The 14,439-nt window shown below is 47.5% G+C and carries 11 protein-coding genes; 2 read left to right on the forward strand and 9 right to left on the reverse strand.

The features are described from left to right. Window positions 1-279 precede the first annotated feature (279 nt). Entirely contained in the window at window positions 280-3,093 is a 2,814-nt protein-coding gene (locus AC58PV_RS19835) for a calcium-translocating P-type ATPase, SERCA-type (RefSeq protein WP_497434074.1), read from the reverse strand. 227 nt (window positions 3,094-3,320) lie between these two features. Here AC58PV_RS19835 and AC58PV_RS19840 point away from each other — a divergent pair, with 227 nt between their 5' ends. Then, window positions 3,321-5,078 carry an Rqc2 family fibronectin-binding protein gene (locus tag AC58PV_RS19840; protein ID WP_497434075.1) on the forward strand — a complete coding sequence of 586 codons (1,758 nt, stop codon included), beginning with the start codon at window positions 3,321-3,323 and terminating at the stop codon, window positions 5,076-5,078. Between the two features lie 84 nt (window positions 5,079-5,162). On the opposite strand, the gene galU is transcribed toward AC58PV_RS19840, so the two are convergent. The 5 genes from galU to AC58PV_RS19865 all read right to left on the reverse strand — a co-directional run bounded on the left by galU (window position 5,163) and on the right by AC58PV_RS19865 (window position 8,968). Continuing rightward, on the reverse strand, window positions 5,163-6,044 hold the full coding sequence (gene galU / locus AC58PV_RS19845; protein ID WP_497434077.1) for a UTP--glucose-1-phosphate uridylyltransferase GalU: 882 nt from the start codon (window positions 6,042-6,044) through the stop codon (window positions 5,163-5,165). Between the two features lie 78 nt (window positions 6,045-6,122). Next, on the reverse strand, window positions 6,123-6,953 hold the full coding sequence (locus tag AC58PV_RS19850) for a PHP domain-containing protein (RefSeq protein ID WP_497434078.1): 831 nt from the start codon (window positions 6,951-6,953) through the stop codon (window positions 6,123-6,125). A 17-nt stretch (window positions 6,954-6,970) separates the two neighbouring features. Next, window positions 6,971-7,882, reverse strand: a complete 912-nt coding sequence (locus AC58PV_RS19855; protein ID WP_497434080.1) for a selenium metabolism-associated LysR family transcriptional regulator — start codon at window positions 7,880-7,882, stop codon at window positions 6,971-6,973. Between the two features lie 115 nt (window positions 7,883-7,997). Further along, window positions 7,998-8,435 carry a hypothetical protein gene (locus AC58PV_RS19860; protein WP_497434082.1) on the reverse strand — a complete coding sequence of 146 codons (438 nt, stop codon included), beginning with the start codon at window positions 8,433-8,435 and terminating at the stop codon, window positions 7,998-8,000. A 269-nt stretch (window positions 8,436-8,704) separates the two neighbouring features. Beyond that, window positions 8,705-8,968 carry a YlbG family protein gene (locus tag AC58PV_RS19865; RefSeq protein WP_068670483.1) on the reverse strand — a complete coding sequence of 88 codons (264 nt, stop codon included), beginning with the start codon at window positions 8,966-8,968 and terminating at the stop codon, window positions 8,705-8,707. A gap of 74 nt (window positions 8,969-9,042) precedes the next feature. Between AC58PV_RS19865 and AC58PV_RS19870 the strand changes: the two genes are divergently transcribed. After that, complete coding sequence (locus AC58PV_RS19870; protein ID WP_497434084.1) at window positions 9,043-10,020, forward strand: asparaginase; 978 nt, start codon at window positions 9,043-9,045, stop codon at window positions 10,018-10,020. A 170-nt stretch (window positions 10,021-10,190) separates the two neighbouring features. On the opposite strand, the gene AC58PV_RS19875 is transcribed toward AC58PV_RS19870, so the two are convergent. The 3 genes from AC58PV_RS19875 to AC58PV_RS19885 are packed head-to-tail and all read right to left on the reverse strand — an operon-like array spanning window position 10,191 to window position 14,424. Beyond that, on the reverse strand, window positions 10,191-10,640 hold the full coding sequence (locus AC58PV_RS19875; RefSeq protein WP_497434085.1) for a YlbF/YmcA family competence regulator: 450 nt from the start codon (window positions 10,638-10,640) through the stop codon (window positions 10,191-10,193). A gap of 51 nt (window positions 10,641-10,691) precedes the next feature. Further along, window positions 10,692-12,734, reverse strand: a complete 2,043-nt coding sequence (locus AC58PV_RS19880) for a helicase-associated domain-containing protein (RefSeq protein ID WP_497434087.1) — start codon at window positions 12,732-12,734, stop codon at window positions 10,692-10,694. A 22-nt stretch (window positions 12,735-12,756) separates the two neighbouring features. Then, window positions 12,757-14,424 (reverse strand): DNA repair helicase XPB, encoded by a 1,668-nt coding sequence (locus AC58PV_RS19885; RefSeq protein ID WP_497434425.1) that lies wholly within the window; start codon window positions 14,422-14,424, stop codon window positions 12,757-12,759. Window positions 14,425-14,439: the final 15 nt, after the last annotated feature.

Raw genomic sequence — 14,439 nt, forward strand, 5'->3', positions numbered from 1 at the left:
AGCCATTGGATTTCGCCAATGTCTGTCTGCTAGCTACGGGGCGGCTTGGTCCTTACCCCGACCGAACTTTCATCGGTTAGATGTACCTAGCTTAGCTAGGCACGCAACTGTGTAGGAAATACATCTATTCACATCCGCAGCAAAAACAAAACGAGCCGATTCACTTTAACAGGAAAAAGCTGCCTCGCGGCAGCTCTTTCAATACTTCCATCTCTTGATCTCTTGATCTCTTGATCTCTTCGACTCTTCAACTCTTCAACTTTCCACCCCTCGCATCCCTTAACGGAAACTCGGTTTAGACGATTTATTGTACACAGTGGCGCTTGAACCTCTCGATCCTCTGGAACCTTTGTTGCGTTTCGGCGACAGCACGCTGCCAAGCCCCATGAAGAAGGTCGGAATACCCGCTGCAATTAATACGAGAATCCAGTCTTTCCAGCCAAGCGGTACGGTTTTGAAGATCGGTTGGAGCGCTTCGATGTACATAACACCGAGCATGAGAATAAGTGAGGACAACACAGCGAGCACTAGATATTTATTTTGCATAGGATTGCGGTGGAATATGGAACGTGAACTCCGACAATCAAACACGTGGATGAGCTGTGCCATAACCAGGGTTGCAAACGCGACACTTTGCGCTTTCAACAAGGTATCTGCATCCGTTGGATTCACGCGTAAGATAAGCCAGAAGGCGCCCAAGGTGCATACACCGATGAGGATACCACGGGAAATAATTTTCCAGCCTAAGCGTCTTGCAAAAATACTTTCCTTCGCCGAGCGAGGCTTATGCTGCATAAGGTCTTTCTCTGCCTGATCCACACCAAGCGCCATCGCCGGCAGTCCATCTGTCACTAAATTCACCCATAGAATTTGAATCGGCACAAGCGGCAGCGGCAGCCCCGCCATCATGGCGATGAACATCGTCATAATCTCGCCAACGTTAGAGGCAAGCAGATAACGAATGAATTTACGGATATTTTCATAGATGCTGCGTCCCTCTTCAATCGCTGCAACGATCGTCGAGAAATTGTCATCACTAAGAATTAAAGAAGAGGCCTCTTTGGATACATCGGTTCCCGTAATTCCCATGGCAATACCAATATCAGCTGCTTTAATCGCTGGTGCATCGTTAACACCATCACCTGTCATGGCAACAACGTGTCCATTGCGCTGCAGTGATTTCACGATACGCAATTTATGCTCAGGGGACACCCTCGCATAGACGTAGGTATCATTAACTTTGGCGTCGAGCTCTTCATCAGATAGCTGTCCAATTTGCTGACCGCTCATGGAGACACCATTGGCTGGAATCATCCCTAGCTGCTTCGCAATCGCTTCTGCTGTCGTTTGGTGATCTCCGGTGATCATAACGGTCTTGATGCCCGCCTTGCGGCATTTGGAGATCGCTTCACGCACTTCTTTGCGCGGAGGGTCGATCATACCCGTTAGCCCTACGAAGACTAAGCCATTCTCAACATCCTCATGATCATCGTAGCGATCACTTGCTTTAAGCTCCTTGTAGGCAATCCCCAATACCCGCAGCGCAGATTTAGCCATGCCTTCGTTGGCAGAGATGACTTTTTGCTTCAAAGTTGACGTGAAAGGAATGACTTTCCCCTCCCACAAAATGTAACTACAATGTTGCAGCAAAACATCAGGCGCACCTTTGGTACAAGCCATACGACCGTTCTCGGAGGATACCAGAACGGACATCCGTTTGCGTTCCGAGTCGAAAGGGAACTCGGCGATCCGTTTATATTTTTCACTCAGCGAAACTTGCGTAATCCCGCTTTTGGCACTTAGCACTACTAAAGCACCTTCGGTGGGATCCCCTTTGATATTCCAAATCGAGGCTGTCCCCTCGGAACCATCTTTGCCTTTCTTCCTCTTCGCTTCTTGCTTTTCTTCAAACAACGTTGCGTTGTTACACAGAGCTGAAACGTGAAGTAACTTTGAAAGCGAAGGATGCTTGTTCGCATCTGTATGTTGACCACTCAGAAGAATTTGGCCGACCGGTGCATAACCATCTCCCGTTACCTCGAGCACATCACCACCGACCCACAAATGGGTCACTGTCATTTTGTTCTGCGTCAGCGTGCCTGTTTTGTCTGAACAAATGACAGAGGCGCAGCCTAACGTCTCCACCGAAGGCAGCTTCCGTACGATCGCTTTCCGCTTAATCATTCGCTGAACGCCAAGCGCTAGTGCAATCGTCACAATCGCTGGGAGTCCCTCTGGAATCGCCGCAACAGCCAAACTTACCCCTGCCAAGAACATCGCGTACGGTGGTTGTCCATGCATGATACCTGCCACAACAACGAGAACCGTCAATGCAATAGCGACGATGATTAGGATTTTACCTAACTGCTCCAAACGGTGCTGCAAGGGTGTTTCCATGGATTCTGTATTTTGAATCAGATCCGCAATTTTCCCCATTTCCGTGCTCATCCCGATTCGAACAACGACGGCTTTCGCAGTCCCCCGAGAAACCATTGTACCCATGAAGCCTAGATTACGCTGATCACCCAGCGGCACTTCGTCGTGTGGAATTGAGGCAATCGTTTTACTGACAGCGATAGACTCACCGGTGAGGGCAGACTCTTCAATATAGACGCCATTCGTCTCGAGAAACCGAACATCCGCAGGAACTCTGTCACCGCTCTCCAGGAATATAATATCGCCAGGCACTAGATCGCGGGCAGGGATTTGATGAACCGCTCCTTCTCTCCATACGTTGGCATTCGGTGCAGACAGTTCTTTCAGTGCACGCAGTGAGCGCTCCGCTCGAAACTCTTGTGTAAAACCCAAAATCCCATTCATCACGATAATGACGACGATGGTAATCGCATCTAAATATTCACCTAGCAAGCCGGAGATTAGAGTCGCCCCCAATAGCACCAGCACCATGAAATCTTTAAATTGATTCAACAGCAACGTAATTGGCGATACACGCTGCCCCTCTGAGAGCTCGTTTCGCCCTACCTCAGCCTGTCGTTTCCACGCTTCCTCCCAGGGCAATCCTTGCTGCATATTCACCTGCTGTAACTGCAAGACATCCTCCGAGTTCAACTGGTACCACTTATTCTGACTCATCCGCCCTTCTCCCTCCTACATCCACTTGATCTTGTCTCATACTTATACGTATTTGTATTCAGACAAGCAGGAAAATATCCCTGAAATCATCTTTCCTGTCCAGAGCCCCTTAAGTTTTTGTGAAAAGTATGGCATCATAGAGAGAAGCAAAGTTGCCAGCCACGAAATAAAGAGGCACACGCAATGTCAAATGGCAACTAGCCTCAAAGAATGGAGTTGTATACATCATGGCTTTAGACGGACTCGTCCTTCATGCAATTGTTCACGAGCTTCAAATGTATGTGGGAGGCCGCATTAATAAAATTCACCAACCTAGCGAAAATGACGTCGTTCTGCAAATTCGTACCCAAAGGCAGAACGTGAAGCTGCTTCTTTCCGCCAACCCTACCTATCCACGCGTCCAAACGACGGAACAAGTTACGATCAATCCGATGGATGCGCCGATGTTCTGCATGCTGCTTCGCAAATACTGTGAAGGTGGCGTCATTGAGGTCGTGGAACAAATTGGCATGGAACGTGTCATTCGTTTACAGATTCGTCACCGTGACGAATTAGGAGATATTTCTCTTAAGCATATTATTGTGGAAATCATGGGGCGTCACAGCAATATCATCCTGCTCGATCCCGTGACGGGAACAATTCTAGATGGCATCCATCATGTAACGCCAGCGATCAGTTCGTATCGGGTTGTCATGCCAGGGAGTACCTATGTCACACCACCTGAACAAGATAAGCTAAATCCACTTGAGGTAGATAGCGCATCATTCAGCCAAGCATTGGAGCGCACAGCTTCGGCAGGCGAGGATTCCACCTCTCCGATGAAACCTGAGCAGCAATTAGTAGCTGCATTCAGCGGACTCAGTCCTCTGATCGCCAAGGAAATTGTATATCGCAGCCTGCAAGGTGGAACGGAAAGCGATCCGCAATCGCTTTGGCAGGCGTTCAGCGAACTTATGACCGCAATGCGCGAGAACCGCTACGAACCGGTCATTGTAGAGCAAGAGCCGACAGGCAAGCTGTTCTTCGCAATGACACCACTCACACACATCAAGGGCACGTCGAAATCATACGCAACGCCAAGCTTGTGTTTGGAGCACTTCTATGGCGACAAAGCGGAACGAGATACGGTGAAGCAACGTGTATCTGATCTGTTGAAATTTTTACAAAATGAAGTCAATAAAAATGTTAAAAAACTGGAAAAACTCCAGGATACGATCGAAGACTCCAAAGATGCGGATAAGTACCGCATTCTCGGTGAACTGCTAACCGCCTCGCTTCATACCATCAAGAAAGGCGACAAAGAAGTTCAAGCCGTTAATTACTACGATGAAGATCAAGCGATGATCACCATCACCTTAGACCCGCTTCTTGGCCCGGCGGAGAATGCACAGCGCTATTTTAAGAAATATAGTAAATTGAAAAACAGCACGGTGATCGTCGAGGAACAAATTGCCCAAACGCACCAAGAGATTACCTACCTCACGACGCTGCTGCAGCAGTTGAGTGTTGCCTCCTTGCCGGATATTGAAGAGATTCGCGATGAGCTTATGGAGCAAGGCTATGTGCGCGACCGCAACAAAAAGCAACGAAAGAAAAAGAAAAAAGATAAGCCTGCTCTAGCCTGCTACGAATCCAGCGAGGGCGTTCCGATCTATGTCGGGAAAAATAATACGCAAAACGAATATCTGACGAATCGTCTTGCCTCATCCATGGATACATGGTTGCACACCAAAGACATCCCTGGTTCCCATGTCGTCATTCGCGGTGAGTTCAGCGATACCACCTTGCTTGAAGCCGCGCAGCTAGCAGCTTACTTCAGTCAAGCCAAAAACTCCAGTCAGGTTCCTGTGGATTACACAACGATTAAGCATGTCCATAAACCTAACGGTTCGAAGCCCGGCTTTGTCATTTATGTGAATCAGAAAACACTGTATGTCACCCCGGAAGAAGAAGAAATTAAACAATTGAAAGTAACAATCAAGTGAGTACGGAATATCGGACTACAACAAATGGGATGAAAACCAAAAAACCTATCGAGCATCTCGATAGGTTTTTTCCTTATGTATGGACTACTGTTTGTCCCATTGCTGAGTTAATCCAAGAATATACGCCTTTACTTGCTCTTGCAAATCCGGACGCTGTAAGGCAAGCTCGATGGTTGCTTCAATGTACCCAAGCTTATCCCCAACATCATAGCGATTCGCTTGCATCAGATACGCCGCCATCTGCTGTTCCTTATTCAACACGCGCAGCGCATCCGTCAATTGAATCTCGCCGCCGCGGCCAGGCTCTTGACGCTCCAAAATGCGGAAAATTTCCGGCATAATAATGTATCGGCCAATGACTGCTAAATTCGAAGGCGCTTGATCACGATCAGGCTTCTCGACTAGATCCTCAATCAATCGATAGTTCGCGTAGCTCGATGCAGGAGAAACGATCCCATATTTGCTAACATCAGCCCAAGGCACTTCTTGAACCGCAATGACAGAAGTTTCCGTCTGCTCATAAATATCCATCATCTGTTTAAGCCCCGGTGGAGAAGATTGGAGAATATCATCCCCAAGCAAAACAGCGAACGGCTCATCACCAATAAATTTGCGTGCACAGAGAATTGCGTGACCTAAGCCAAGCGGTTGCTTTTGACGAATGTAATGAACATCCGCTAGATTAGATACCGACTGCACAATCTCCAGCAGCTGAGTGTTCCCTTTTTCTTCCAACATCATCTCAAGCTCGACGGACTTATCAAAATGATCCTCGATCGCCCGTTTGTTACGTCCCGTAACGATGATAATATCTTCAATGCCAGACTCAATCGCTTCTTCAACGATGTACTGAATCGCTGGTTTATCAACGATGGGCAGCATTTCCTTGGGCTGAGCCTTGGTTGCTGGCAAGAAACGAGTGCCAAGTCCCGCCGCGGGTATGATAGCTTTACGGATTTTTTTCATTAAACGATCCTCCTAAATGTATTGAGTGACCCCAGTAAGCCAAGTGTAAAACTGCAACCTTAAACTCGCCTTGAGAACCTACCCTTGACGTAATCGTTCCACGACATCCATGCCGATGCGTTTCGAGCCAATTGCTCCATGGAAAGCCGTACCCTCACGGACGCCGTGGAAATCAGAGCCTGCTGTGATCAGCAGCCCTTTACGCTCTGCAAGAAGTCGATATCTTTCCTCATCTTCCGGGGTATGATCAGCATGATACACTTCAATGCCATCTACGCCTTGCGACGTAATAGCCTCAACGAGCGCATCATCGTGATAAATACCAGGATGTGCGAGCACCGCTCTGCCCCCAGCTTCATGGATCCACGAAATCGCTGTAGCCGGCTCGATGCGAGGCGGATTGGCATAAGCTGCCGCTCCAGTAGCCAGATACCGATCGAAAGCTTCCGTCATCGTGCTCACATAGCCCTTATTCACAAGCACAGCAGCAATATGCGGCCGTCCAACCGTATCGCCTTTGCGCTTTACATTGGCAACTTCTTTAAGAACTTCCTCCATCGTAATGTCGATGCCAAGCTCCTGTAGTCGTGCAATGATCATCTCATTGCGAGTATCCCTCGTATCACGTAAAGACGACAAGCGTTGTAGAAATTGTTCATCAGCAATGTTCATGTAGTAACCCAGAATATGAATGTCCTGACCGTTAGCCACTGTAGAAATTTCTACCCCAGGAACAACGACAATGCCCATTTCCAAGCCTGCCGCGAGGGCCTCAGCTACCCCTGAAATGGTATCATGATCAGTAATCGCAATTGCCTCTAATCCTGCTTCTACAGCCATTATGACATTCGCTCTCGGAGATTGCGTTCCATCCGAAGCTGTTGTATGTGAATGTAAATCTGCTGCCATTCGATCCCCCGTCCTTTTTATAGAAAACGACTCAAATCTTCTTGTCTTAAGAATGTCATGAAACTTACGGCCGAAATCGGCAACAACGTCGAATTTAAATAAATCGCATAGAAGCTGCGCTCAAACACGATATTCTCGATTTTCTTCACTTTAAAAAGGCCTAGCGTCACCTCATGCTTCACCGATGATTGGGAGAGAATAGAGATACCTAATCCCGCTTCAACAGCTGATTTGATAGCACCAGTGCTTCCTAGTTCCATTACGATCTTCATTGAGGAACAGTCCATATTGCAACGCGCGAATTCTTCCTCCATGACCCTCCTAGTACCTGAGCCCTGTTCACGCAAAACAAACGGATACTTCAACAACTCGTCCAAGGTAACGACCGGAACATCTGCTAGTGGATGGTCCGAAGGAACGATGAGTCTCAGCTCATCACTCAGAATGGGTTCCGTATGCACGTCTGGATGATGAATCGGCGCCTCAACAAGACCGAAGTTGAGTTGATGACTAAGCACCTCATCCAAGATTTGTGCCGTATTCATGACTTTCATAGAAACGGAAATGTTGGGGTAATCCTTGCTGAATGGGCCTAGAAGCCGAGGTAAAATATACTCCCCCATCGTTAAGCTGGCACCAAGCTGGAGCCGCCCTTCGATCATCATTGTAAATCGCGACATTGCGACATCAGTGTCGCGAATAAGCTCAATGCTATTTTTGGCAAATGGCAACAGGGCTCGTCCCGCTTCGGACAGTTCGATCTTCTTCGTGCTGCGATGAAAGAGCTTTACGCCAAAATAATCCTCAAGTGATTGCACCTGCATCGTCACCGCAGGCTGTGTCATATGTAACGCACCGGCTGCATGGGAGAAACTGCCCTTTTCCGCTACGGTATAGAAAATGTGTAACTGATGAAAATTAAGTGCCATGATCTACCGCCTCTCTTTGCTCCATTATATGAAATCGAACCCGTACAGTCCATCAAGACAGCAAAAAAAGAGTACGTCTGCCCTAACGCCAGACATACTCTGTTCAATGACCTATTTAGCGCCGCTTGCGACTATTCTTGATTAAAGTCATACGACGAGAGTGTCTCAACCAGGAATAGTACGATTTCAAATCGCGTAATTCCATGGTCTCTGACATTTTGCCAAGGAAGGTAACAATAATCATTTTGTGCAGAGGATTGCCTACAAGATCAGTTTCATGCTCCAAATGTGAAAATTCGGCCACTACCACCAAGTCATCATCAATCAGATAGACATCTTCTTCGTTCCGATAATAAGGGACCATGTTATCATTTTTCAGCTTCTCCCAAAGAAACGCACAGATTTCCTCAAGTGAATTGTTGTCGCTAGAAATACGATCGCTCCATCTTAGCTTAGCATGATTCGTGATCACGATATCCGCCACTTTTTTATCACCTAGCTGTACGAAGAATGGTTCGTAAGTACTCCATCTCCCCATAACCTTATCTTTCATGATCACATCCCCTTTCCTATTTAAATGGGACCGAATACCTACTCCCAGAAGTTCTGTAAGTTATATTTTACTGTATTATAACTTTTTTTCCCATGGAAGAATATATAAAATTATTAATAATTATTTATGAAGACAGCAAACTATGCCTAATTTTCGGAAAATTGAGAAAACTTCTAACAAAGTCATTCAAAACGAGAACGATCAAGGGTCTCCCTGATGTGAAAAAAAGAAAAAAGCTTCTCACGAAGCTTTCATTTTGCACTGCAGCCTCAAAGCGTGTAAAATCTAGTTTTGTCAGGAACGTCACTATTATACTCTGTTGGAATTTCATTACGATATGACTTCTCTACTTTCTTAACGTAAGGCAACTTAAGTAGACTGCGTGTCGTCTCTTCCAACTTGCTGGCATGTATATAAAGAACGGCATAATTCATTTTCTTGGATATGTAATGAAGGGAACCGAACCGCTCCAAGTTTCTGGCGGCTTTGATATCGTTAACCCAAATGATTAATCCGCTTCGCTCAATCATCATGATTGCAACCTCTTTTCAATAATCCTAGTATGGAGTGATCTCACAACATGAAGCCATCAGACACTATTGTCCGCGTGTCTCGCGGACACATAACAGAAAGCATACATCGCATCCACCTTGCTGTCGTTGATAACCAAGGAACGCTGCTGCACGGTGCAGGCGATCCGCATCTGCTTACCTTCGCCCGTTCGACGGCGAAGCTCATTCAAGCCTTGCCGGTCATCGAATCCGGCGCGGCTGATCATTTCGGCCTGACAGAGGCCGAAATTGCCTTATGCTGCGCTTCCCACAATGGGGAAGCTGAGCATGTAAGCACGGCCCGCGGCATCCTTGGCAAGCTAGGGTACCATGCCAAGCATCTGCAATGCGGTGCGCACGAACCTTACCATGCGCCAACAGCGCAGGCGATGCGTGAACGGGGAGAGTCCCCGTCGACTTTACACAACAATTGCTCAGGCAAACATTCGGGGATGCTTTCCCTAAGCCGTTATCTTGGGGCGTCACCAGATACCTACATGAGCCCTGAACATCCAGTTCAAGTCTCCATGCTAGATGCCGTAAGTGGCATGTCAGACATGCCTAAGGAACAGATAGAGCTCGGAATCGACGGGTGCGGCGTTCCTGTGTTCGGGATGCCGATCAACCATCTCGCGCTCGCTTTTGCCCGGTTAGGCAACCCTGAAGGGCTGCCAGCCCAGCGTGCAAACGCTTGCCATAGAATTGTCAATGCTGTGCGAAAATATCCTCAATTACTCGCAGGAAGCGATCGCTTCGATACGCGATTAATCGAGGTAACAAAGGGCCGCGTCATAGGCAAAATGGGCGCTGAAGGCATCTTCGCCCTCTCCATCCCCGATCTAGCCATCGGCTTCGTCTTAAAAGTAGAAGATGGCAACATTCGTGCCCTGTATCCCGCAGTCACGGAGGCCTTAAAGCAGTTAGGCTATCTCTCGGAAACCGAGGTCAGTGACCTCAAGGATTTCCACACGCCTGCCGTTCACAACTGGCAAGGAACCGAGGTCGGACGCATCCGCCCCGATTTCCGCCTGTAGGCCGCTTTTGAGCACGGGTTGTCCATGAACATATTCGACATCGAAGATTGAATTCAGCCGGAAATTCCGGTGCTCACGTAGCTTACACTACGCTCCGCCCCTCATTTCCTAGCTCCTTTCAATCTTCTCGGTGCTGAAAACCGGAGCTTTTGATCACGAAATAGTCCTTATTAACCGCAATTCCCGCTGCAGCTTCCACCGGAGCTGCAGCCTTTACCGGTTGGCAAGGGGTTATTACTTGGCACTTTAATCGATTCGGATACCGCATGGGCAATCGTTGTTGAAACAGTGAACAGTAAGTCGTCCAAACGATCTTCAGCTTCTTTATACTTACGAACTGCCTCAACAGCGAGGAGTTTCTCTTGCACGTCATTCACGGCTGCTAATGCATCGTGATAGCTCGGATGGTAGTGCCCAAAGCGCTCGCATTCCTCAAAAGCATCTTTCTTCCTAGCAAAAACTACTTGTAAGTCTTTCACTTCTCTGCTGTTCTCAACCTCGGTCTTCCAATATAAATAATCTGCAACTTCCGCAGAAGAATTAATCATATCACCCATATCGTAGGCCTGCATAAGGATAGCCGACATATCCAGTGTTTCTGTTTCCAATGTTTGTAACATTATGACAACCTCATCCTTCCTCGCGAAAAAGTCTATAACACCTCTATCATATCACAGTTCGCGAAGAGTTTCTTCCTTTTCTCTTACAGACCCGTCGTTGATTCCTGGTAATATGAGCTTCATTTCTTTCCAATCATCGCTGGTCCAAGCAATCTCCTCATATTCTTCCCATCCCTCCAGAATCCACCCTGTTCGATCTTCGCGGAGCATACGGGGGATAATGAAACAGTCGCGCCCTTCTTTTCTCAACTGAAGCACGCTCTTCCATTCAATCGCTTTACGGATCATATCCTTCCTAGTGGAAGTATGATAGTCTCGCAGCTCTTTGATCCAACTTGTAGGAATTTGTTGCATATCTGGATACAAATCTTCTTCCCGCTGAGGCAAATAGGGATCAATTTCATACAATTGAATCGTATCTTTAGAGTAACATAGACTCAGAGAAGGCCCATTCCACGAAGGCATCTCCTGCTCTTCATCACGCGATGGATTGGAAGCTAATCTGGGATTGGGATGGAAGCCCATCGCTTCCAGGCATTTCGTCAAATGTTTCACATGCGCACGCGGAATAATAAAATTGGTTTCTCCCAAACGCTCTCCGAGCAAATTGCGACACTTCTCATTCCGAAGCAAAGCTTCCGCAACCTCACTTGTTTGACAGCGAAGCAGCGTCACATCCGTTAAGATGAGTTTATCCTTCTGCTCCTCCCATTGCTGCAAGGTGACGATTACCCCTTCCGGGACTTCATAGTAAGCATGATCTCGCAGCATTTGAATCACTTCTGAACTCCTAAGACCATGATCTAACGCGCGCCCAAAGCTTTCCTTGGTCAAATGATAAGTACGTACGAGATCAACGTTCTGCAGGTCAGCAAATGCGGAAATCGCCCATTCCAAGCGTAAAGAAGCATTCGGGGGTAAAAGTATATCGAAATCGGGCTGAACGTAGAGAGATGGATTGCTTTGGAGTGACTGTTCGAATGAACTCACATCCGATGTCAGATTAGGTGTAATCAGCCATCGGAACCAAGAACCTCCTTCTTGGTCTTCCGCCAATTCAATAAACCGAAATATAGACAGCGGTCTAATCCAGACAGCCGTCAGTTCCTGACCAAGAGCCTCTTCATCCATTGATTTAGGCCCTATCGAACAGCAAGTGCAAATGGCTTGTACCAGCTCCGATAAGCTGTACCACTGTAAGACAGTCGCCTTCTCCATCGAAGCGATCCCATGCTCCAGCCAAACAGGCGCTGGAATCAAGGCTTGCCGCCAAATACGATACAGCTGAGCTTGCTGGTGTTCATAGGAACATTGAAGCCAGCTCTCAAAGTGTCGATGATGGAATAGGAATCGGTTGCCCACTTCATTTTTATATAGAAAACCCATGCGCATGCCTAATTCAAGCATTAACGCAGTAGGCTCATCATACACGTCTGTGAAAGCGTAAGTAAGTCCTGAGGATGTAAGAATTTTTGCAGGTAAACTTACGTGTTCGGTGACCTTCTGCAACGGCTTTTTATGTAAGGTTCCTTTATTCGTGAGGGGTAGCTCAGGCTGCCGCGAGCAACTGACCATGCAATGAAACAATTGCTGGGCGAGCCCGCGTGGATTTGACAGAGTACTTTCACCTTCATCCATCTCCATCAGGCGGTTACTGAGATCGCTAAACTCATCTGTAGCATATTGCTTGAGGACCCCAGAGCCAGGAAAAATTAAACTCTGCCACCCAGCAAAAGCATCCTCAGGCAGCGCATACAACTGTTCTCCCCATGTTTTACGGAAAGCAACTATAACCCCATAACGACGAAGTCCCCATAACCCCAAACTGACTTGAGCACCAGCCATTTGGAGCACCGCTTCCTTCTCTAATCTCTCCCTTGTAAAAGGCAGACAGCCGAACGTTGACATCACCAGTCGCAGCGTACGTCTCTCGTCAGACGAAAGCTCACGGTACAGTTCAGCTAAGTGAGCAGGCAGCGTAAGAATATCTTCTAATGACTTCCCTGACGTATGAAGCGCAGCGCACCAGGGTTGTCTCACAATGGACTCCTTTAATGAAACTGGCATCTTCCTTTCCATCTGTTCGTACTTCATTATCCATGCCTACCTCCTCATCTTATGCTTGATTCCAGCTTGAAATCTCATATTGATAGCCTTGCTCTACAAGAAATAGCTGCCTCTTCATGGCGAAATCTTGTTCTTTCGTGTCTGTACTAACGAGCGAATAGAAGACAGCTGTATTCTCACCCTGTCGCTTCGGTCGAAGAATTCGACCCAGTCGTTGCGCTTCTTCTTGCCTCGAACCATAACTTCCCGACACCTGAATAGCGATTGCCGCATCTGGGAGGTCGACCGCGAAATTCGCCACTTTGGAAACAATCAGCAGAGGAAGCTGCCCTTTTTTGAATTGCTCGTAAAGCTCTTCTCGACGTTCATGCGGGATACTGCCGCAGATCATGGGAGCACCTGTATGCGCAGCAATCTCTTCAAGTTGATCAATATATTGACCGATAATTAACGTAGGTTCGTCAGGATGAAGCTTCAGTAAATGATCAATAACTTCAAGCTTCGCTGTATTCTCCCCCGCAATCCGGAACTGATGCCTAGCTTCTGAGGCATGATAACGATCGCGGTCCATGATCGACAGAGGTACGCGTACTTCTTGGCAGGTCACCTTAGCCAGCCAACCCATCCCTTCAAGCTGCTTCCAAGCCATATCGTACTTCTTGGGGCCAACCAGCGAGAACACATCCCCCTCTAAGCCATCTTCTCTAATTAGCGTAGCTGTTAGACCTAGCCTGCGTGTGGCCTGTATCTCCGCAGTTGCACGGAAAACAGGAGCTGGCAGAAGGTGAACCTCATCATAAATGATGAGGCCCCACTCCCTTTCACTAAATAGCCGCAAATGCGAGAATTCAGCATCTTTGCTCCCGCGGTGCGTAAGAATTTGGTAGGTGGCGATCGTGATCGGTCTAATCTCCTTCGTCGTGCCGTTATACTCACCAACCTGATCGCTAGTCAGGCTCGTCTTACTTAATATTTCCCGCTTCCACTGCTTCACAGACGTTACATTCGATGTGAGGATCAGTGTTGCACAGCTAGCTTTTGCCATGGCAGCGATCCCTACGATCGTCTTACCCGCTCCACAAGGAAGCACTAGAACACCGCTTCCCCCATGGCCAACCTGCTGAAAAGCGTCTACGGCTTGCTTTTGATAATCACGCAATTGAAACGGCTCATCCATCCCATCTTCCTCACGCCAAGGAATCTCTAGAAATTCGCCGCTGCGGTAAGAAGCTAGATCCTCCACTGGGTAGCCAAGTTTCATTAGTTCTTGCTTCAAAATCCCACGATAACTTGGGGATATAGCAATAGCCCGTTCACCACGGGCATCCTTGAGATATTTTTGCAGGGATTCATAGGCACAAATTTCTTTGAAAACGACGGTATCCTCGCTTACCAAGAATAATTCCTTCCCCACATGCAGCATGCGTAGAAGCCCATAACGCTTTGTATATTTGCGAATCGTGCTAAGCACAGATGAAGGTACACCGAATTTGGCATGGAGCTGCAAGCAAGATGTCATCTCTTCCAACGCCATACCTGCTGCAGCTGCATTCCATAAAGTCAATGGCGTAACCCGATAAGTGTGGAGATGCTCTGGACTTTTCACGAGATCTGCAAAGCGAGCCAGCGTACCTTGGAGCTTACCAAATTCTGGATGATTCGTTTCAAGGAGGACAGATAAATCACTCTGAACAATCAGAGGCTTTGAAGGATCCATAGTCAATTCGCATAT

This window comes from Paenibacillus sp. J22FR83 (assembly GCF_059691955.1).